Origin of the sequence: Endozoicomonas sp. NE40, from assembly GCF_040549045.1 — a bacterium.
In the GTDB taxonomy this organism is placed as follows: domain Bacteria; phylum Pseudomonadota; class Gammaproteobacteria; order Pseudomonadales; family Endozoicomonadaceae; genus Endozoicomonas_A; species Endozoicomonas_A lisbonensis.
The window spans coordinates 2,537,081-2,555,937 of sequence record NZ_JBEWTB010000002.1 but is presented as its reverse complement, the minus strand read 5'-3'; the positions used below and the strand labels follow the sequence as shown (position 1 = coordinate 2,555,937).

The 18,857-nt window shown below is 49.5% G+C and carries 16 protein-coding genes and 1 pseudogene; 7 read left to right on the top strand and 10 right to left on the bottom strand.

What is annotated here, in order from left to right; genetic code table 11:
* Positions 1 to 145: 145 nt before the first annotated feature.
* Positions 146 to 1,249, top strand: a complete 1,104-nt coding sequence (locus V5J35_RS12625; protein WP_354007476.1) for a hypothetical protein — start codon at positions 146 to 148, stop codon at positions 1,247 to 1,249.
* Positions 1,250 to 1,300: 51 nt separating this feature from the next.
* Here the strand turns inward: V5J35_RS12625 and gmk are convergent, their stop codons facing one another.
* Both gmk and V5J35_RS12615 read right to left on the bottom strand, forming a co-directional pair.
* On the bottom strand, positions 1,301 to 1,918 hold the full coding sequence (gene gmk, locus V5J35_RS12620) for a guanylate kinase (RefSeq protein WP_354007475.1): 618 nt from the start codon (positions 1,916 to 1,918) through the stop codon (positions 1,301 to 1,303).
* 32 nt (positions 1,919 to 1,950) lie between these two features.
* Positions 1,951 to 2,814, bottom strand: a complete 864-nt coding sequence (locus V5J35_RS12615; protein WP_354007474.1) for a YicC/YloC family endoribonuclease — start codon at positions 2,812 to 2,814, stop codon at positions 1,951 to 1,953.
* A 429-nt stretch (positions 2,815 to 3,243) separates the two neighbouring features.
* Here V5J35_RS12615 and rph point away from each other — a divergent pair, with 429 nt between their 5' ends.
* Positions 3,244 to 3,960, top strand: coding sequence for a ribonuclease PH (rph, locus tag V5J35_RS12610; protein ID WP_354007473.1), 717 nt, complete (start codon positions 3,244 to 3,246; stop codon positions 3,958 to 3,960).
* 102 nt (positions 3,961 to 4,062) lie between these two features.
* On the opposite strand, the gene V5J35_RS12605 is transcribed toward rph, so the two are convergent.
* From V5J35_RS12605 to V5J35_RS12580, 6 genes and pseudogenes are all read right to left on the bottom strand, one after another.
* A complete protein-coding gene (locus tag V5J35_RS12605) occupies positions 4,063 to 4,332 on the bottom strand; it encodes a hypothetical protein (RefSeq protein WP_354011393.1) in 270 nt (89 codons plus the stop codon).
* Positions 4,333 to 4,437: 105 nt separating this feature from the next.
* Positions 4,438 to 4,758: pseudogene (locus V5J35_RS12600) on the bottom strand (C2H2-type zinc finger protein); the annotation flags it as partial.
* A gap of 148 nt (positions 4,759 to 4,906) precedes the next feature.
* Positions 4,907 to 5,863, bottom strand: coding sequence for an ABC transporter substrate-binding protein (locus V5J35_RS12595; protein ID WP_354007472.1), 957 nt, complete (start codon positions 5,861 to 5,863; stop codon positions 4,907 to 4,909).
* A 77-nt stretch (positions 5,864 to 5,940) separates the two neighbouring features.
* Complete coding sequence (locus V5J35_RS12590; protein WP_354007471.1) at positions 5,941 to 6,957, bottom strand: ABC transporter permease; 1,017 nt, start codon at positions 6,955 to 6,957, stop codon at positions 5,941 to 5,943.
* A gap of 5 nt (positions 6,958 to 6,962) precedes the next feature.
* The gene (locus V5J35_RS12585) at positions 6,963 to 8,456 is read right to left on the bottom strand and encodes a sugar ABC transporter ATP-binding protein (RefSeq protein ID WP_354007470.1); all 1,494 of its coding nucleotides are present in this window, start codon (positions 8,454 to 8,456) and stop codon (positions 6,963 to 6,965) included.
* A gap of 78 nt (positions 8,457 to 8,534) precedes the next feature.
* The gene (locus V5J35_RS12580; RefSeq protein WP_354007469.1) at positions 8,535 to 9,185 is read right to left on the bottom strand and encodes an L-fuculose-phosphate aldolase; all 651 of its coding nucleotides are present in this window, start codon (positions 9,183 to 9,185) and stop codon (positions 8,535 to 8,537) included.
* A gap of 168 nt (positions 9,186 to 9,353) precedes the next feature.
* Between V5J35_RS12580 and fucK the strand changes: the two genes are divergently transcribed.
* The 4 genes from fucK to V5J35_RS12560 all read left to right on the top strand — a co-directional run bounded on the left by fucK (position 9,354) and on the right by V5J35_RS12560 (position 14,819).
* Positions 9,354 to 10,772, top strand: coding sequence for an L-fuculokinase (fucK, locus tag V5J35_RS12575; protein WP_354007468.1), 1,419 nt, complete (start codon positions 9,354 to 9,356; stop codon positions 10,770 to 10,772).
* 77 nt (positions 10,773 to 10,849) lie between these two features.
* Complete coding sequence (locus tag V5J35_RS12570) at positions 10,850 to 12,442, top strand: FGGY-family carbohydrate kinase (RefSeq protein ID WP_354007467.1); 1,593 nt, start codon at positions 10,850 to 10,852, stop codon at positions 12,440 to 12,442.
* Positions 12,443 to 12,534: 92 nt separating this feature from the next.
* Positions 12,535 to 14,184, top strand: a complete 1,650-nt coding sequence (locus tag V5J35_RS12565; protein ID WP_354007466.1) for a hypothetical protein — start codon at positions 12,535 to 12,537, stop codon at positions 14,182 to 14,184.
* Positions 14,185 to 14,222: 38 nt separating this feature from the next.
* Positions 14,223 to 14,819 (top strand): AAA family ATPase, encoded by a 597-nt coding sequence (locus V5J35_RS12560; protein WP_354007465.1) that lies wholly within the window; start codon positions 14,223 to 14,225, stop codon positions 14,817 to 14,819.
* Between the two features lie 18 nt (positions 14,820 to 14,837).
* On the opposite strand, the gene V5J35_RS12555 is transcribed toward V5J35_RS12560, so the two are convergent.
* Positions 14,838 to 15,614, bottom strand: coding sequence for an exodeoxyribonuclease III (locus tag V5J35_RS12555; RefSeq protein WP_354007464.1), 777 nt, complete (start codon positions 15,612 to 15,614; stop codon positions 14,838 to 14,840).
* 398 nt (positions 15,615 to 16,012) lie between these two features.
* Between V5J35_RS12555 and pyrE the strand changes: the two genes are divergently transcribed.
* The gene (gene pyrE / locus V5J35_RS12550; protein ID WP_354007463.1) at positions 16,013 to 16,657 is read left to right on the top strand and encodes an orotate phosphoribosyltransferase; all 645 of its coding nucleotides are present in this window, start codon (positions 16,013 to 16,015) and stop codon (positions 16,655 to 16,657) included.
* A gap of 63 nt (positions 16,658 to 16,720) precedes the next feature.
* Here pyrE and V5J35_RS12545 read toward each other — a convergent pair whose 3' ends face one another.
* Positions 16,721 to 18,808, bottom strand: coding sequence for an alpha-amylase family glycosyl hydrolase (locus V5J35_RS12545; RefSeq protein WP_354007462.1), 2,088 nt, complete (start codon positions 18,806 to 18,808; stop codon positions 16,721 to 16,723).
* Between the last annotated feature and the right edge of the window lie 49 nt (positions 18,809 to 18,857).

The window sequence follows — 18,857 nt, the reverse complement described above, 5'->3', positions numbered from 1 at the left end:
TGCCCGGTTTCAGTTCTGGAAACCGGGCTTTAACAAAACACCGCTAAAAATCCTGCACGGTCTCTGTTTACACCTATCTTGTTAAAACCAAAAAGAATTAAAGAGTGAATAGAGCATGCAGTATAAACATAAATGTCTTTTCTTAATGACTTTTTTGTTTGCGCCTTTCTCGCAGGCGCATCCCATAAAAACACCCGTTAAAAAAGAAGTATGCGAGATTATAGAAAGCAACGACAACACCGTCCTGGTTAAAACAGAAGGAGGACGTAGCTGGAAAACCGTTGTCGAGTGTATAAAAAAACAGAGTAATGACAAAAGTGACTACCTGCCATTTTCAGCGTCCCATAATCCAGACCTGTCGATACGGCAGTCATTAATTAATCCGATAAACAGTTTTGTCACTGAAAAGCATGCTCAAAAACCTCAGCAATATGTGTCCAATTACACCCGTATCAATCAGGAGACCGGCCAGAAGTCAGACTGTTATGAGGTTGACTCACGCGAAGAATGTCAATTTACCCAAACAGCCTCCATTCCGGAAATAGCCATTCGGTTGAAAAAACTGCCACCCAGGTCTGTTGTTCACACCAAGGTGCTCTATTCGGAAACCGATCAGCCTTTGATCAGGGCAATTAATGCCTACCAGAATCTTTTGACGAAAGGCTCATACCTCTATGGAGTCTACCTGAATGTTGTGCTACAGCCTTCCAGCATCATTGCATTTGTCTCTGCCTCCACCCCCGGTGTTGTAATAAATTCGGAGCTTTTTTTCCTGGACGAAACAGGTTTAATGACTTGGTACCGATATAAGAATCAGAGCTTCAATCATTTTGGATCAATGTTTCTCCCAAATTATCTGGGGGGACCAGAGCAAAGACAGGAATGGTATGAACAAATGCATTCAGGAACAGGCTACCCTCGCATCCCCAAAAAAGATGAGTATTTTACCGGACCTTTGAATGAACATTTTTTCTATGAAAGGCATCCGATTGACAGCAATATTGAGTACAGGCGAATTCCTGTCAGTTCCCGGCAGCTAAAAACAATGTTGTCGGAACTTACCGACAAAACCGCGGAAGACGGAAAGTTTCCCTGCATGAGGTCTGCTTTTTATGGCTTACGGGTCACCGCTCTGAATCAGGGCTCAGAACTCAGTCACGTCATGGAAGTGATCACAAAAAAAACTAAAAAGGCTGAAGAAGAAACCTGTCTGAAGCAGGCAATGGCGCCACTTATTGCAGAACAGTAGTTTCAAAAACCTCCCTGTCAGCCTTTGATACAGGGAGGTTCTGCTTACCGGTTAATTCAGCAGCCCTTTGATCAGATCGGCTTTGTAGTGCTGCATCCATCCAATCGCCAGGCGCCGGCTACGGATAATGGTTTGCAGGTCACGCAGAGCCAGGTCAAATTCATCATTGATGACCAGGTAATCAAATTCACCGTAATGAGACATCTCATTCACTGCCTGAGCCATACGGCGGTCAATGATTGACATATCGTCTGTCGCACGACCAATCAAACGCTCACGCAATGCTTCCAGCGAGGGAGGCAGTATAAAAATACTGACGGCATCGGGCATCAGACGACGAACCTGTTTAGCCCCCTGCCAGTCGATTTCCAGAATAACATCTTCACCCTTTGCCAGTTGCTCACGCACCCAGGTTTCAGAGGTTCCGTAGAAGTTTCCGAACACTTCCGCGTGTTCAAGGAAACGACCTTCACCCAGTTCTTTCTGGAATGCTTCAGCAGAGACAAAGTGATAATTTACACCATCTACTTCCCCCGGACGCTGTCCGCGAGTAGTATGGGATACCGACACCTTAACGTGCGGCGTAGACTCTACCATTGCCTTAACCAGACTGGTTTTTCCCGCACCGGAAGGTGCTGCAATAATATAGAGTTTGCCTTTATTAGCCATGATTGCTCCAACAGCCGGGCAGCCGCCCAACATTATTCAATATTCTGGACTTGCTCTCTCATCTGTTCGATTAATACCTTGAGGTTCACCGCACTCCGGGTCAGGCCGGCATTGATCGACTTGGACGACAGTGTGTTGGCTTCACGGTTCAGTTCCTGCATCAGGAAATCCAGCCTGCGACCAATGCCACCTTTTTTGTCCAGGGTTCGTTTCACTTCCTGAACATGGGTATCAAGACGATCCAGTTCTTCATCAACGTCCATCTTCTGCGCAAGAATGATCATTTCCTGCTCCAGACGCTCGGGGTCCAGTTCTGCTTTAGCTTCTTCCAGGCGATCCAGAATCTTCTGTCTCTGAGCTTCAATCAACTCAGGCAGAACACCACGAATCGTACTCACTTCTTCGCTGATGCTGTTCAGCCGGGTCAGCACAAACTGCTTCAGTTCGGCTCCCTCTCGCTGACGCATGTTAATCAGCTGAGTAATTGCCTGTTCAAATGCCTCCAGAGCTGCTGCATGCACAGGCGCCAGATTGGTTTCTTCGTTCTCCATCACGCCAGGCCAGCGCAGGATCTCCAGCGGGTTGACACCAGAAGCGTTGATAAACCAGGTTTCAACCTGGTTAACGGCACTCTGCACATCTTCCAGAACCGCTTCATTCAGATTCAGCTTCTGGCTGCCTTCAGCCAGTTGCAGCCTCAGACTGCATTCAATCTTGCCACGATTCAGCTGTTTGCGCAGAACCTCACGCAACCCCGGTTCAATTTCGCGAGCCTGTTCCGGCAATCGAAAATGCGGTTCAAGGTAGCGATGGTTAACAGAACGAATTTCCCACACCAAACTGCCCCAGTCTTCCTGGACTTGAACACGGGCAAAAGCGGTCATACTGGAAGTCATAAAAAACTCTTTTCGTACTCTTTACTATGAAAATGCAGCGCTCCCTGGCTCTGTCGCCATTTTCATAGTTCAGGGTGAGCTGCATTTTCCGCTCATGGCTGTTTCGTACAATAGCGCCCAACCATAAGGATAAATAAACAAAAGATTAACCAGCCCCGGAAGGGGTGACATAATCTTTCGCACTAAAAAAATGCCCCAGAAGCCTTCCAGAGTCGGCTCACAGATGAGAAAAAGGGACGGATTGTACGATTATCCGGAAGTTTATCCACAATTAAAACAATCTCATCGATAAAAAAGCGGGCTTCTGCCCTGAAAATTGTTAATGACAAACCTTAAAACGGCAAGGTTGCCATCTCACAACGTCCTAGCCTTCCTGGAAGGCTGGGTTATAATCTCGCCTTTCCATTTCCGGCGGTAGAAGGTAATACCATGCGTCCAAGCGGCAGAACAGCTGATCAACTGCGTGAAGTTAAAATCACCCGAGAGTACACCATGCACGCTGAAGGCTCAGTGTTGGTAGAATTCGGAAATACCAAGGTTATTTGTACTGCATCTGTCGATAAAGGTGTCCCACGCTTCCTGAAAGGTTCCGGCCAGGGCTGGGTAACGGCAGAGTACGGCATGCTGCCTCGCTCTACCACTGAACGAATGGGTCGTGAAGCGGCTCGTGGTAAGCAGGGTGGCCGCACCCTGGAAATCCAGCGTCTGATTGGTCGTTCCCTGCGTGCTGCTGTCGATATGAAAAAGCTGGGTGAGAACACCATCAACATTGATTGTGATGTTATTCAGGCTGACGGGGGCACCCGTACCGCTTCTATTACCGGCGCCTGCGTAGCACTGGTGGATGCCATTCGTCACATGCAGCGCAAGAAGATGATCAAGACTGACCCGTTTGTTCAGCTGATCGCTTCTGTATCCGTTGGCATGTACAAAGGCAGCCCGGTTCTGGACCTGGACTACCCGGAAGATTCCAACGCTGATACCGATATGAACGTTGTGATGACTGAAGAAGGTGGCTTTATTGAAATTCAGGGTACCGCCGAAGCCGCGCCATTCAGCCAGAATGAAATGACTGCCATGCTGGCGCTGGCCAAATCCGGCATTGAAGAGCTGGTCATTTTGCAGAAGAAGGCACTGGACGAATAATATCAGTGGCTTTTATCAGGCTGGCTGTTCCGGTCAGCCTGATCTCCAAAAACATCTTCCCATCGTTAGTATTTCAATTAACCAAGAGCAAAAGATCCAGGGCTATGATGGATCGCCGGCTCCATCCGACTCATCCATAAAATAGTTATCAAGATCAATACCTGGCAAGTCATCAACAAAACTACCTATGAAGCCTGGCTGATAGCCGCTGGCACTCATGGACGGAGCCGCAACGCCTGCCTGGGTCGCAGTGGTTAAAGTGGCAGAGGCAGTAGAAGGTATTTGTTGTGTAACAACCACGGCACCGCCCAGGTGTGATGTAATGGTGGAAATGGTCCCCCCGGCAAAGGACTGAGTTATTGCAGTTAACACATATCCAGGCTCTATCTGTGAGTGCATCCTAGTGGCTGTTGAAGTGGCTGCTGAAGTGGCTGCTGAATTGACTGTTGAGGTGGATGTTGAACCAGCATGCATCGTTCTCAGATGTCTGGCGAGAGATCCTGAGGTTGCATAACCCTTCCCACAGACAGGGCAATTATGCTGCCTTCCTTCGTGAAGACCTTGTATGTGCCTGGTTAAGTCAGGACGTCGTGTAAAAATGCTGCCGCATACCGGACATTCATGCCCCCTTCCGGTATGCATTACCATGTGCTCCCTGAGGAGGCGCTGTCTGGAAAAAGAACGCCCGCAGTACTGACAGGCAAAAGGCGTTTCTCCAGTATGGGTACAGAGATGTTCGAGTAGCTTACTTGGCGTAGGAAACACTTTATTGCATACACTACAAATGTAGTCTCGCATAACAAACTCCCCTTCCATTCAACCTCTGAAGCGTTTGCGGAACATAGAGCGTCGGACCACCGTTAGCATTGGAACCCGTAAACTGATAGATCAGGATTCCTTTATTAAGCCCACACAGATGGTTGCAGCCGAGCGCTTCGGCGGCAGTTTAACCAGGAGGATTAATAATATTTTGAATGTCTTCCTTATTGATATTATCCCCAGTGACCAATACTGCAGGAACATCAATCATTTTCTTTACCTCATGACCTGTCAGAACGTTGTACAGGGTTTTCATACCAACATAGCCAATCTGATAGGCATCCTGAACCACCAGCCCCTGTATCACTCCCGCTTTCAGGAAGTTTACAAGAGCGTCACTGGAATCAAAGCCGATCACCTTGATTTTGCCGGCAAGCTCCTGGCTGTCGATAGCTGAAGCAACCCCAAGCGTGCAGCCTTCGTTAGTTGCATACACCGCTGACAGGTCAGGATTGGCGCGAATAACATCCATTGTCTGGTTCATTGCCCGCTGAGGGTCACCTTCAGAATACAAAGGACTCAGAACTTTTATATTCGGATAGTTCCTGCCCATCTGCTCAATAAAACCGTCCAGGCGATCCGTGGTTGTCATCGTACCGGCATTGTGAGCAACCACTGCCACTTTGCCCTTGCCTCCCAGAAACTTTCCCATAGCGTCAGCAGCCATAGCGCCAGCAGCCTTATTGTCAGTGGCAACAAAAGACGCCGGGATATCAGAGTTGACGCCAGAGTCGAACGTGACAACCGGCACTCCCTGTGCATGAGCGCGTTCAACAGAGGGCAGCAACGCATTGCTGTCCAGTGCTGCCAGAAGCAGACCATTCGGTTTTCTGGCCAGAATATTTTCAACCAGCTGCACCTGCTGATCGACCTGGGTTTCATCGGAAGGGCCAACGAAGCTGGTTTTTACATTCAGCTCTCTGGCTGCAGCGTCAGAACCATCTCTTACGGACTGCCAGAACTCAAGCATGAATCCCTTGCTGACAACAGGCATATACAACTTTTCTTTGGCAACTGAAGTCATTGATGCTGCCATCAGCCCTGCTGATAAAAGCAAGGGGATTGTCAGAGTACGAAGATTCATGATGGTTCTCTTGTTCGTTATCAAAAGTTCGTTATCAAACGTTGATTAATAAAGGTTTGGCTTTATAGAGTGGTTCATCACCGCTGCGCACGTTTACGCTGGTTATCCAGAAAAACTGCCGCCACAACCACCACACCCATTGCAACCATCTGCCAGAACTGAGAAACCCCTGTCAGGTTGAGACCATTTTTGAGAACACTCATGATAAAAGCACCTATAACTGTTCCCCAGATGGTGCCAATGCCTCCACTCAGGCTGGTTCCACCAATCACAACCGCTGCAATGGCTTCCAGCTCATAACCGACACCGGCAGATGGCTGCCCGGAGTTCAGACGGGAAGCGAGGATAATACCGGCAATACCGGTCAGAAAGCCGCAGAATACATAAACCATCAGCTTCACACGCTGAACGTTGATCCCAGACAGTCTTGACGCTTCTTCGTTACTTCCCACTGCATAAATATAACGACCGAAAACCGTACGACGGAGGATGTATGCTGCCATCAGGGCAATAACAAACAGGCAGATCACCGGGTAAGGAATAACACCCAGCAGCTTATCTTGCGCCAGCAGTCGGAACGCCGGGAAGTCCAGAAAGTAAATGGGGCGACCATCGGTAAATACCATATTCAGCCCCCGGACAGACATCATCAGTCCCAGAGTGGCAATAAAGGACGGAATCCCCGCTTTTGCCACCAGAACACCGTTCAACAAACCACAGAGCGTTGCAGCGGCAACCCCGGCTGTTACGCACAAAACGAGAGGCATTCCGAAGGTTGCGGCGATACCGGTGCAGACTCCTGAGAAAGCCATGACAGAGCCCAGCGAAAGGTCAATTCCTCCCGAGATAATGACATAGGTTACTCCAACAGCCATGATCCCGATCACGGCTGTCTGCAGGGCAATGGTCATCAGATTCTCTATCGAAAAAAAGTAAGGGCTGCCAATACTGAAGAAGGCGCAAAGCAGAATAAGGCTCAATAACGGTGCCAGCTTCATCAACAGTTCACGGTTGACGATTTCGCGGTTGGCAATAAAGCCTGACTTCTGTTTCTGCTGTTTTTCAGCTTGTTCGTATTCAGCGGGTTCATACATAGCCATCAACCTTCTAATGCCGCATATTTCATAATGCTATTCTGACAGGCCTGCTCTCTGGAGAGTTCACCGGTAATACGACCATGGCGCATGACCAGGATTCGGTCGGAAAGGCCAATAATTTCCGGTAACTCAGACGAAATCATAATGATGGACTTGCCCTGCTGAACCAGTTCATTCATTAATTCATAGATTTCATATCGGGCGCTTACATCAATACCCCGGGTTGGCTCATCAAAAATAAGTATATCGGTATCCCTGCAAAGCCAGCGGGCAATGATAATTTTCTGTTGATTACCACCACTGAGGTTGCCTGCCAGTTGCTCCAGACTCGGGGTTTTGATTCTCAAACGCCTGCTGAGTTTTTCCACAACCGACGATATTTTTTTCTCATTGATAACGCCCAGAACACTGGCGTACTTCTGGTAGTTACTGAGCAGTGTGTTCACCTGCACAGACAACCCCAGTGCAAGACCTTCAAGCTTTCTGTCTTCCGTCAGATAACCAATGCCGGCTTCAATAGCCTCTTCAACAGAGTGATTCTTCAGCAGATTACGATTGAGAAGAATTTCTCCACTGTCGATCGGGTCGGCACCAAAAACAGCCCTTGCCAGCTCAGTTCTGCCTGCGCCCATCAGTCCCGATAAGCCAAGAATTTCACCACGATAGAGATCAAAGCTGACATCATTCAGTACGCCTTCACGGCTAAGGTGTTTAACAGACAGCGCTACCTGATCAGAAACAGCAGACTGACGGGGGGGAAAGAGATTGCTCAGTTCCCTGCCCACCATCATGCTGATAAGTTTATCCAGCGTCGTATCTTTGTAGTTGACAGTGTCCACAGTTTCACCGTCCCGCATGACCGTAGCGCGGTCGGCAATGATGGCCAGTTCTTCCAGACGATGGGAAATATAAACAATGCCAACCCCCTGATCCCTGAGGATATTGGTAACCCTGAACAGACTGTCGATTTCACGGTCTGTCAGGGCCGCAGTAGGCTCATCCATAATCAGTATTCTGGAGTTGAACGACAATGCTTTAGCTATTTCCACCATCTGCTGCTGAGCAACAGTCAGGGTGCTGACCTGCCGGTCAGGAGCGATAGCCAGATTGAGCGTTTCCAGTATGTCAGCAGCGGCACGATTCTCACGTTCCTCATCAAGAAGCCAGCCTTTGCGATGTTCACGACCGATAAAAATATTCTGGGCAACCGTAAGGTGGGAGCAGAGATTAAACTCCTGGTGAATGATGCTGATACCCAGCTTTCTGGCGGCCAGCGGCCCGTTAATAATGACCGGACTGCCTTTGAAAATAATTTCGCCCTCATCTTTCTGGCAAACGCCGGACAGAATTTTCATCAGGGTAGATTTGCCCGCACCGTTTTCACCAAGCAAAGCATGAACTTCCCCTCTGCGAAGATTAAAATCCACCCGGTTCAGGGCAAGCACACCGGGGAATCGCTTGGTAATTTTTTTCATCACCAGCAGAGCATCTGACATAAGCCTGTACCCTCGAACTGCGATTAACGCCTACTCAAACCAACAGAGTTCAAACCAACAGAGTTCAAACCAGCAGAACTAATCTTTCTCTCTTAATCCATAACACCTGAATTTACCCACCACCACATCAATTTCATCATCAGGCAGCAACGGAATTTCCAGTCCGGTTTGCAGAAGGTTGACGTACAGCTTAGACAAAGTCTCCACTTCTTCCGCGAGCCACATGGCTTTGCCAAGGGTTTTGCCTGCCGCCGTCATTCCATGGTGCTGCATCAGGATGGCGTCACGCTTTGAAAAGCCAGCAGCCACATGACCGGATAATTCACGGGTTCCATAAGTGGCGTAGGGAACACAGGGGATGTCTTTTCCTCCTGCTGCAGCGATCATGTAGTGAATGGCAGGAATCGCCCTGTTCATGATAGCGAGAACTGTGCTGAACTGGGCGTGGTTGTGTACCACAGCGTTCAGGTCCGGGCGGGTCTGGTAAACAATTTGATGAAAGCGCCATTCGCTGGAAGGCACCTTTCCGTCCTCATAACCACCATTATTGTGAACAAAGACAATGTCACTCTCATCCATCTGGCCATAGGCAATGCCAGAAGGCGTGATCAACATCCCGTCCTCATACCGGCAACTGATATTACCTGCGGTTCCCTGGTTAAGGCCTGAGCGGTTCATATTCAGGCAGGCATCAATGATTTTCCCGGGCAAGTCGCCACTTACGTGCATAAAAACAAACTCCTCTCTGTAACAAAACAGGCATTGTGTCTGGGGTCTCAAGATCAGGGGATAGGTCATCTTGATTTTTTGACAGAAACGTTCTTCTTTTTAGAGGCATTAGTTTAATCGTTCTCGAAATATCTGCCGGTCATCAGAGCTGTTGCTGAAGGGGAAGTTATGAGGCAAGACGTTGTCATTGTTCTCGATTGTGGTGCCACCAATGTCCGGGCTATTGCCATTGACACCCTTGGGCATGTGGTAGCGAAAGCAGCGCAACCCAACGCAACCAGACACTCTATAGAAAAACCTTCATGGCTCGTCTGGCCTTTGGATGACCTCTTTAAAAAACTCTGCCTCTGTTGCCAGGAAGTCGTAAAAACAGTCAGCCCCGAACAGGTAAAGGGGATTACAGTCACTACTTTCGGGGTGGACGGAGGTCTGGTCGATAACAACGGAGAACTGATTTATCCGGTTATCAGCTGGAAATGCCCACGAACCAGTACTTTCATGCAACATCTGGGGAAGTACTTTGATCCTGAAGAAGTCGTGGTTCGCACCGGGGTCGGTCATTTTGCCTTCAATACTCTGAATAAGCTGATCTGGTTCAAAGAAAACCGCCCGGAATTACTGGCCAGCGCCTGCGGCTGGATGTTTATCAGCTCGTTATTCACTCACAAGCTTACGGGGCAAATGACCAACGATGCCACCATGGTTGGCACAGCACAGCTGACAGACCTGAGTACGCAGTCATTCAGTGAATCCATTCTTTCTACTCTGGGTATCAGCACGAGCTTTTTTCCGGAACTGGTGCAGGCAGGAGAAGTGATCGGCTTATTGCTGCCAAAACCTGCGGAAAAACTTGGCTTACGCCCAGACATTCCAGTGATATCGGCAGGTCATGACACCCAGTTTGCAGTTTTTGGTTCAGGAGCCAGTGAAGACCAACCTGTTTTATCTTCGGGTACATGGGAAATTCTGATGGCACGCACCCAAAAGGTCAGCTCATTATCATCAAATAGTCTGGCAGATGGATTCACCTGTGAATGGGACGCTCAAAAGGGCTGTTACAACCCCGGAGTTCAATGGCTGGCATCGGCGGTACTGGAATGGATTGGCAAACAGTTTTACCCGGAGCTGGAAGGTTCAGCAAAATATACCAGTATGATTCATGAAGCTTCCAATGTATCACCAGGCTGTAACGGCGTGAGCGTCAATCCGGATTTTTTGACCGGTGTAAACGACAAAGCTTCCGGCGCTATCAGCGGCCTTACCCTGAACACTCAGCGCGGCAGTGTATACAGGGCAGCTCTTGAAGGATTGAGCATCAAGCTGAAAGCCAACCTTCAGCAGCTTGAACAGGTGGGAAACTTCTCAGCTGCTGAACTGATTCTGGTGGGTGGCGGTTCAAAAAATCAACTCTGGAACCAGATCAAAGCCGATACATTACAAATCCCTATTAAAGTACTCAGGGAAGCGGATACCACAGCACTGGGCGCTTCCATGTTCACCATGGCAGGTGCAGGATTGTTTGAAAGCCCTGAATCAGCCAGAGCCGCGTTCGACCTGAAATACCAGACCATTTATCCCGACAGGTAATGGTTTTAAGAAAGCAGCTGCCGGGCTATATGCTATTTTGGTATCACTATTTCTTCGGCATCAGGCAGCACTTATAGATGGGGCAGCACTTATACATTGGCGTTGATGTCGGCTCCGGCAAAGTCCGGGCCGGGTTGTTCGATGCAACCGGAAAGAAACTGGCACATTCCGCCCGCCCGATCAGGCAATTTCGCCCGGCCAGAGATTTTGTAGAACAGTCGTCGTCTGATATCTGGCAACAGGTCTGCCGTGTGGTGAAAACCACCGTTGCAGACGCAAACATCAAACCGGAACAGGTGAAAGCTATTGGTTTTGATGCCACCTGTTCACTGGTGGCTGTCGACTCCGAAGGCAAACCTGTTACCGTATCTCCCTCCGGCAACGATGACCAGAACATCATTATGTGGATGGATCATCGCGCACTGAGAGAAGCGGCAGAAATCAATGCCACCGGCAGTGAGGTGCTTAAATACACCGGGGGTGAAATCAGCCCCGAAATGGAGCTGCCAAAACTGAAATGGTTAAAACGACATCTGCCAGACAGTTATCAACGCGCCGGGCAATTTTTCGATCTGGCTGATTATCTGGTTTATCGTTCCAGTGGGCTGAATGTTCGCAGTGTCTGCACTCTGGTCTGCAAATGGACCTGGCTGGCGCACGAACAACGCTGGGATCGATCGCTGCTCAAGCAGCTTGATCTGGACGACCTGATCACCGAAGACAAGATTGGTCAGACCATTCTGGAACCGGGCAAGGCTGCCGGAACGCTTACAAACGTTGCCGCCAGCGAACTGGGGCTGACCATCCATACGACGGTTGCCACAGGTATGATTGATGCGCACGCCGGAGGCATTGGCACCATTGGTGATAGCCTCGAATCGACTCTGGTTATTGTCGGAGGCACATCCTCCTGTCACATGGCCGTCAGCAAAAAACCGATTTTCGTGAATGGTGTCTGGGGGCCTTACTGGGGGGCCATGGTTCCGGGGATGTGGCTGAATGAAGGAGGACAGTCGGCAGCAGGTTCCCTGATTGATCATGTCATTCAGGACAGCGCCTTTTACCCGGAATTAAAAAAGATGGCCACCAGTCAGGGGCGCAGCGAGTACGATATTCTGAATGAAGAAGTACTGCGTCTGGAAAAGCAGGAACCTCACTTTACCGCTCATTTCCATCTGCTTGGCTATCATCATGGCAATCGTTCACCACGAGCCGACCCACATCTGAAAGGAATGATTTCCGGCTTATCCCTGAACAGGAATCTTAGCGAACTGGCAAGGGTCTATATGGCTGCTATCCAGTCAGTGTCGTACGGCACGCGTCATATTATTGAAACGATGAACAACGCAGGTCACCAGATCAGCCGTATTCATATGTGTGGCGGTGGCACCCGAAATTCACTCTGGCTGAGAGAACATGCCAACGTAACGGGCTGTGACGTAATTTTGAGCAAAGAAGACGAAACGGTCATGTCCGGTTCAGCTATGCTGGCAGCCACAGCCTGTGGCAACTTTGACGATCTGACCGAAGCCATGGCCGCCATGTCATCGACTGGCAAAGTCATCAGGCCGCAGGAAGAAACCAGGGCTTTTCATGATGCCAAGTATCGGGTTTTCCACGAAATGTACGAAGACCAGTTGAAGTACAAAGCCATGATGCACAATTTCTGAATCAGAAAAGTCCTGAACCAGAAATGCTCTGAACCTGCAAAATACGGCCGAATTATTATGTCCTCTTTGAGGGCATTCTGGAGAGTAAGTGTATGACATCCCTGACACTGAATTTGCCCCGGAAAAAACAGCGCATGACACTGGCGGATAAAGAGGTCTTTCTTATCGCCAACGGCGACCTGCGCGACACCGCCAACAAAAAGTGCTGGCCTGTACAAAAAGCCTTTGAAAGCAAACTGGAAACCGCTCTGAAAGAAAAGTTTGGCTACCGTATTCGTCGCGCGCATCCGGTGAAAGAAGCACTGGAACATGGCTTTATCAGCGGCCAGCGTGAAGGGGCTGATGTCATGGCCTCCATTGATACCAAAGCACCACTCATCGTCCTGATGACAGCCTGGCAGTACTCTCATCATCTGGCGCCTTCCCTCGTGCATCATCAGGGACCCATTCTGCTATTGGCCAACTTTGACGGCACATGGCCCGGTCTGGTGGGTGCTTTATGCATGGCTGGCACCCTGAACAGTCTTGGCAGAACGCATAGCCGCCTGTGGTCAGAAAACTTTGATGATGACTTTTTCTACGCGGGACTTAGCTCCTGGCTCGAATCCGGCAAGATTGAACACGACACGTCCTATCTGAAAGAGATCACAAAAGCTCACCCGGTCATGAAGACAGAAGCAGGCAGTGTTGGTCAGCAGGTCGGGGAATTTATTCTCAACAACAAAGAAATCATAGGGCTATTCGACATGTTCTGTATGGGCATGATCAATGGCGTGTTTCCTCAGGCATCCCTGACCAGAATCGGACTACCTGTCGAAGCCCTGTCCCAGTCGGCTCTATTGTTCGAAATGAGTCGTGTGACTGAGGAAGAGCGTGAAGAGTGTCTGCAGTTTTATATCGATCACGGCATGGACTTCAGGTTTGGTACCGATGGCTCAACAGAGCTGGTTCGTGAACAGGTTCTGGAGCAGTGCGCCATGATGATCGCCATGGCCCGTTTCACCAGACGCTTTGGTCTGACCAGCGTGGGCGTGCAATACCAGCAGGGCCTGAAAGACTGTTGTGCAGCTTCTGACTTTGCCGAAGGTGCCATCGGTTCTTCTCAACGTTTTCCGGTTAAAGATGAAAACGGCAACATCATCAACGAAGGAAAGCCTATCCCCTGTGTTAATGAAGTGGATATGGGAACAGCCATTCCACAAACCATGATGTTCCGCCTGCTGGACAGCCTCGGTCTGTCCGCTGAAACCACTCTGCATGACATTCGCTGGGGCAGTGAATTTGAAGGCACCTTTTACTGGGACTTTGAAATCTCCGGTTCGGTTCCTTTTGAACACCTCAAGGGCGGCATTGCTGGTGCAAAGGGCTACCGCCAGCCTGCCATGTATTTTCCGAAAGGTGGTTCCAGCATTGGTGGCCAGAGCAAAGCCGGCAAATTCTTGTGGGCTCGTGCCTACTATCAGGGCATTGACGTTCACATGCATATAGGCACCGGTACAGCTTTTGAATTACCACAGAAAGAATTTCAGCGTCGTCTGGACAGTACCACCCGCGAATGGCCGCTGATGAACTGTACTCTCGACGGCATCGATCGTGATGACCTGATGGCGGGGCATCAAAGTAATCACATTACCGTTGCCTATGTACCGGAAGAAAATCTGAAAGACGTTGTTCAGGCTTTTGTTGCCCAGTCTCTGACCCAGAACATACGTGTTCATGTCGCTGGCGGTATTGAGCTTTGATTGTGGAGCTTTGACTGTAGAACTTTCACTGTAGAACTATGCTGATTTCAATCATTGGCTCTCATGGCACCGGTAAAACGACCCTGATCAACCAGCTGCGCCGACAGCCCGGTACCGACTGGCCAGTGTTTGCTGATTACTACAGAAGTACCGCCAAAAATCTGGGTTACAGCCGGCCAAGGGATATTCTGCTGGAAGACAGCCCGAACAAGGACAACACGATTACTGCCATGACATCGGCAGCACTGGGAGCTATGCAACAATGGTTCAATACTTCAGCCCCTGACGGGTTTATTGACCTTGGTCCGCCCGCCCTGCTGGCTCACCAGCGTTACTGGATGGCTGTCTGCAAAAAAACCGTCTCGCCTTATTTGTTACACCTCTGCCGAAAAATCTCGGATCAGATCGACGGTTACATTTATCTGCCCAGCAATCATTTTCCTATTGAAAAGGATGCCATGCGTTCAGCAGACCCGATTTTTCAGCAGGACGTGGATCAATGGGTTAAACGGTGCATTCAGGAGCTGGAAATACCTGAACAGAAACTGCTGTCAGTCAGCAGTAGAAACATTGGGGAGAGAGTAAAGGAAGCGTCTGACTGGTTAACCGGTTTAGCTCTCACGCTTCAGGCGTGAGAGCTGATTCGGGATTTCTCAGAGGCTAAGTTCCCAGTCGTAATCAATGATCACCGGACCGTGTTTGGAAAAGGTCTGGTTCTTGTAGATACCGCCATTCAGAACACGACTGCGCATACCGGCAGTAATAATCTGATAGTCCAGACGAATACCCATATTGTCATTGCGCAGGGAATCATCTTCCCAATAACTGTATTTGCCCGACTCACGATCCATTTCACGATAAGCGTCGTGGAAGCCCATATCACCCAGCAAACCTTCCATCCAGCCTCGTTCAGCAGGCTGGAAGCCGGACACTTCTTCCTGTTCACGCCAGTTGGCTACATCAATCTTGCGATGAGCAATGTTCCAGGTACCCGCCATAATAAACTCACGACGCTTTCGACGCTGTTTGTTCAGATGGTGGGAATAATTGTCCAGAAAGCGGTACTTAAAGTTCTGACTTTCGTCGTCATGACCTTCAGGAACGTACAGGCTGGCGATACTGATCTTATCAAAATCCGCCTGCAGATAGCGTCCTGTTTCATCCGCTTCAGGGAAACCCAGACCGCTGATTATCGCTTTTGGAGCCTGACGGGTATAAATCGCAACACCGCCCCGGTCTGGTCTCTGATAGCCGCCGTAGGCGTAGCAGAAGTAACCATCGAGCTGGAACCTGTCCTGCTCCATCGTATAGTCATCCTCACGGATGTCCTGCAGACAGATAACATCGGCATCCTGCTCATTGAGCCAATCGAACAGGCCTTTTTCTCGCGCGTTATTAATGCCTTCGCAATTGAAACTGATAACTCTCATTATTGACTACACCTTGTCCGGGTCAGGGACGCTGCGGACATAAAGCAAAAGTCTGACAAGCAACGCCTAACCGTCATTACTCGTGACAGACCTGCCTGATACGGCTTAGCACTCTGGTCGAAACCAGCCGCCGGTCAAATTCGACCGATCCAAATAGGCAGTATCAGGAAAAAATGGGGGAACTGTATCGTATAAATAATACAGGTTCGGCAAAACAATGTTTATCCGCATAAATGCGGCTCCTTAACTGACAGCCATAAGCAAAAGTAAATAATAAAAAGCATTTGGCTATAAAATACACTCATGGACATGAATAGCCTTACCCTGCGCTATACATGGAGCCTTGCGGCGCATAAAATGCACAGCCATTAACCAATGTGGAACAGGTTGAATAGCTAATGTTTGATTACCAGAGAGAATTTATCGAGTTTGCCCTGCAACAGGAAGTCATTCGATTTGGTGAATTTACACTCAAGTCCGGTCGTAAGTCCCCCTACTTTTTTAATGCCGGCCTTTTCAATACCGGCGAAGCCATGAGCAAGCTGGGTAAATTCTATGCCCAGGCACTGGTTAATTCCGGAATCGAATTCGATATTCTGTTTGGACCCGCCTATAAAGGCATTCCGCTGGCAACCGCAACAGCGGTGGCATTGTCTGAACAGCATGGGCGTAATGTCCCCTGGTGCTTCAACCGTAAGGAAGTGAAGGATCACGGCGAAGGCGGCAATATTGTAGGTGCATCTCTGGAAGGCCGTGCGATTATTGTCGATGACGTCATCAGTGCAGGAACTGCTGTCCGCGAAGTCATGCAGATCATTGAGCCTTCTGATGCCAAACCTGCCGCTGTAATGATAGCACTGGATCGTCAGGAAAAAGGCCAGGGTGAGCTGTCAGCCATTCAGGAAGTAGAGCGTGACTTTGGCATTCCGGTCATCAGCATCGTTAAGCTGAAAGACCTGCTGACCTATGTGGAAGGCCAGGAAGAATTCCAGCAGTTTGCACCGGCTATCCGCGCTTATCGTGAGCAGTACGGCGTAGAATAAACCAAACCGGATAAAGGCTTCTGTACGACACAGGAAGCCTTTATCGAGACGAGAGAAGCCTGTTTACTGGCAGCGACCTACATACAGACTTCCGGCACGACCGGTCTGATCAATCCTGAAACTGTAGACATACTCACCCGGTTCCGGAATCACAATGCTGGATTCAGTACCGTAACCTGACGCCGTTGTCATATCCTGAATGCTTCCCAACTGTACCGGTGCCGAACGTTTTACCGCCATTTCCGGGCTCCAGTTTGAGCTGGCAAACTTGAATGAAAAAGCGGTAGAGCGAGATTCATTCACCACCACCTGATACAGATCACCACCCTTGTACCGGAATCTTCGACTGTCCGGAGTCGCCAGAAAGTTATTGCCTCCCCGGTAGCTGCCCCGTACCCACATGTCTTTACCCAGCGGTCCCTTACCATCTGCATCCGGAATATCACAACGGGCCATATCGTCTGTTATAGTGGACACTTGTCCAATATCTGTCTGAACCTCCGTTGCAGAATCAATATTCAGAAAACGACTCTCAAACCCCTTAAGCTGAAGGGTGTAAACATTCTGCCTGACATTAACTTCAGATCCATCCATCAGATCAGTCAGGGAGCCTTCACTGCCTATAGCTGAACCGTTTATCTGAACCTGCACGTCTTCTGCACTGACATTCACCAGATACAACAGATGCTCATCGCCTCTGTCTTTGCGATCAATATAGATTCGATCATCAGAATAGATATGCGTTCTTGTGCCTTTCGATAACGCCGGATGCCTGTCCCGCAGTTGCATCAGCTGGTTGAAATAGTTACGCAAAGCCGCTTCGTCTTCTGACAGCCCGAATGCATCCGCACGCCCGGAAATCCTGCCAACATGATCATCACACAGTCCTCTCATCGCACAAGTGTCGTTTGAAACAGGTTGGGCAAAATCTTCTGTTCGTACACCGATTTCTTCGTTATAGAACATAGTCAGAGGACCAGAATAAGCGGCCATAAAACTCATGGCTGCCCGATGTCTTGCCCAGTAGTCTTCGGAACCGTAGTCTGCCAGTTTTGCGCGCTTTAGCAGGTTTCCAAAACGGGGGACGTCGTGGGTGCTGAGCATCAGGTTAGGCATCGCATGATCGGGGTAGTTCACTGACATACCCATGGCATTGGCAAGATGAGTAGCCGGACGGCTATGATTGCCTTCCTTGTCGCTGCCAAAAGTTTGCACCACTGCCGTTCTGACCGGGAAATCAAAAGCTGAATACAAGGCGGGCGTCTCATCCGTGCCATAACCAGTTTCAGTAATGTAACCGGCATCGTTCCAGATCTCTGCAACCATATAACCTAAAGGGTTAACGGTTTCGCCCGCATCGTTTTTATAGGTCACCGACCGGGAAGCGTCTTCAACCGCAGCCCGAAGCTCCGGCCAGAACTCGACGGGTACCTGATAGGCCTGATCCAGGCGCCAGCCATCAATCTTCAGCTCCCTGATCCAGTAGGTCGCTACCTCTTTAAAGAAATCCAAATCCCGGGGATAGATTGCCTGACGCCCAACGCTGGTTTGCGGCGCACCGCTCTCCGACAGTGTCAGGCCTGAAGGAGAAGGGTAGTCGTTTGCATTATTTTTGAAGTGTCCGAAAACACCATCAAAGAATACGTACAACCCCCGGGCATGAGCTTCCTCGACCAGAGTCCGGGCATCGTCCATGGACCCAAAACGTGGGTCAATCGCAAAAAAATCACTGGCATAATAGCCTGTGGCATCCAGCTTATCCGCCCAGACATCTTGTCCTGTAATGGGTGCGCTGTGGAAAACTGGCGTCAGCCAGATGGCATTGAAACCCGACGTTTTGATGTAATCAAGGGATTGAGTGACACCTGCCAGGTCTCCGCGATGATGACTGGTGCCATAACCGTCACCAAACCCTTTTGCAGGGTCACCATCGACAAACGCTTCGGTCATAATATGGAAAATACGCAGATCACAAAGCTCTGAAGCCGTTTCACTGTTACAGGCTAACCGGCTTTCCTGCTTCCCCTGAGCAGCGGTTACCTCAACCCAGTCTTTTGACGGCACTGTTTTTCCTGGTGTTGCTCTTTCTGGTGTAGAAAGGCAACCAGCCAGCAATACACTGATACTCACAGCCAAAAGAGACTTTTTCATACACACCCCCATTTATTATTTACTGGCGTATTATCAAGGGGTAAAAGGG

Bases quoted from the DNA above. Each gene is read 5' to 3' on its own strand.
- rph (WP_354007473.1), top strand. From the start codon at position 3,244: ATGCGTCCAAGCGGCAGAACAGCTGATCAACTGCGTGAAGTTAAAATC.
- V5J35_RS12545 (WP_354007462.1), bottom strand. From the start codon at position 18,808: ATGAAAAAGTCTCTTTTGGCTGTGAGTATCAGTGTATTGCTGGCTGGT.
- V5J35_RS12595 (WP_354007472.1), bottom strand. From the start codon at position 5,863: ATGAATCTTCGTACTCTGACAATCCCCTTGCTTTTATCAGCAGGGCTG.
- V5J35_RS12560 (WP_354007465.1), top strand. From the start codon at position 14,223: ATGCTGATTTCAATCATTGGCTCTCATGGCACCGGTAAAACGACCCTG.
- V5J35_RS12615 (WP_354007474.1), bottom strand. From the start codon at position 2,814: ATGACTTCCAGTATGACCGCTTTTGCCCGTGTTCAAGTCCAGGAAGAC.
- V5J35_RS12585 (WP_354007470.1), bottom strand. From the start codon at position 8,456: ATGTCAGATGCTCTGCTGGTGATGAAAAAAATTACCAAGCGATTCCCC.
- V5J35_RS12555 (WP_354007464.1), bottom strand. From the start codon at position 15,614: ATGAGAGTTATCAGTTTCAATTGCGAAGGCATTAATAACGCGCGAGAA.
- fucK (WP_354007468.1), top strand. From the start codon at position 9,354: ATGAGGCAAGACGTTGTCATTGTTCTCGATTGTGGTGCCACCAATGTC.
- V5J35_RS12625 (WP_354007476.1), top strand. From the start codon at position 146: ATGACTTTTTTGTTTGCGCCTTTCTCGCAGGCGCATCCCATAAAAACA.
- V5J35_RS12565 (WP_354007466.1), top strand. From the start codon at position 12,535: ATGACATCCCTGACACTGAATTTGCCCCGGAAAAAACAGCGCATGACA.
- V5J35_RS12570 (WP_354007467.1), top strand. From the start codon at position 10,850: ATGGGGCAGCACTTATACATTGGCGTTGATGTCGGCTCCGGCAAAGTC.
- gmk (WP_354007475.1), bottom strand. From the start codon at position 1,918: ATGGCTAATAAAGGCAAACTCTATATTATTGCAGCACCTTCCGGTGCG.
- V5J35_RS12580 (WP_354007469.1), bottom strand. From the start codon at position 9,185: ATGCACGTAAGTGGCGACTTGCCCGGGAAAATCATTGATGCCTGCCTG.
- pyrE (WP_354007463.1), top strand. From the start codon at position 16,013: ATGTTTGATTACCAGAGAGAATTTATCGAGTTTGCCCTGCAACAGGAA.
- V5J35_RS12590 (WP_354007471.1), bottom strand. From the start codon at position 6,957: ATGTATGAACCCGCTGAATACGAACAAGCTGAAAAACAGCAGAAACAG.